The organism is Ectothiorhodospira shaposhnikovii, assembly GCF_016584105.1.
Classification (GTDB): domain Bacteria; phylum Pseudomonadota; class Gammaproteobacteria; order Ectothiorhodospirales; family Ectothiorhodospiraceae; genus Ectothiorhodospira; species Ectothiorhodospira shaposhnikovii.
Genome location: NZ_NRSM01000084.1, coordinates 1 through 1,098 on the forward strand (window position 1 = coordinate 1; position 1,098 = coordinate 1,098).

General features: G+C 59.2%; 1 pseudogene. It reads right to left on the minus strand.

Annotated elements, in window-relative coordinates:
• Window positions 1-29: 29 nt before the first annotated feature.
• A pseudogene (locus CKO35_RS17490) lies at window positions 30-1,098 on the minus strand (IS3 family transposase); the annotation flags it as partial.

Sequence of the window (1,098 nt, forward strand, 5' to 3'; positions counted from 1 at the left end):
TGTTCTGGTCAAGTCGCAGCGGACACGGATTAAGCAGCAACCGCTAAAAAATGTTGCTGAGGGGTGATGTACCCCAGGGACGAGTGGAGCCGGTCGCTGTTGTACTCCATCTCGATGTACTGAACGATGTCCTGCCGGGCCTGCTCACGGTTGAGGTAACGCTGGCCGGCCAGCCACTCGCTTTTCAGTGAACCAAAGAAGCGCTCCATGACAGCGTTGTCCCAGCAGTCACCTTTCCTGCTCATGGAAGCCACCATCTGGTGCTTCTCCAGGCGCTGCCGGTACACACGCGATGCGTACTGGCTACCCCTGTCGCTGTGGTGGATCAGTCCCGAGGATGGCTGACGGCGCCCCACAGCCATCTCCAGGGCCGACAGTGCCAGATCAGCCCGCATGTGATCGGCCATTGCCCAGCCCACCACCTGCCGGTCGTACAGATCCAGGATCGCGGCAAGATACAACCAGCCCTGAAACGTCCACACGGCAGTGATATCCGCCACCCAAGTGCAATTGGGTTCCGACACCTGGAAACACCGCTCCAATCGATTCGGCGCCACCGGGTACCCATGGTTACTATCCGTAGTGGCCCGCCATCGTCGCCGCTGCCGAGCTTCCACTCCGGCCTCGCGCATGAGACTGCGTGCCTGGGCGCGTCCTACAGGCTCTCCACGCCGCTGCAGCTCCTTCGCCATCCGTCGGCTCCCATAACTGCCCCGTTTACGTTTGTGGATGCTCTTGACCATGTTCAGCCGCCGGATTCTGTCCGGATCCGGCCTCCGTTGACACCAGGCATAGTAACCACTGCGGCTGACCTGCATGACCCGACACAAATCCATCACCGTAAAGTTGGCCTTCTCCGCCTTGATGAACTCATACCTCAGTTCGACTCTTTGGCGAAGAAGGCCGCCGCCTTTTTTAATATTTCCTTTTCCATCCGTAACTTACGGTTCTCTTCCCTAAGTCGTTCCAACTCCTCGGCCTGGTCCTCCTGTTGGTCATGCTGGGGAGATTGCCGCTCACGTTCCTTGCGCAACCACCGATCCAACAGGCTGCGATTGATTCCCAGAGACCGGGCAGCTTCGGCCACCCCATACCCCT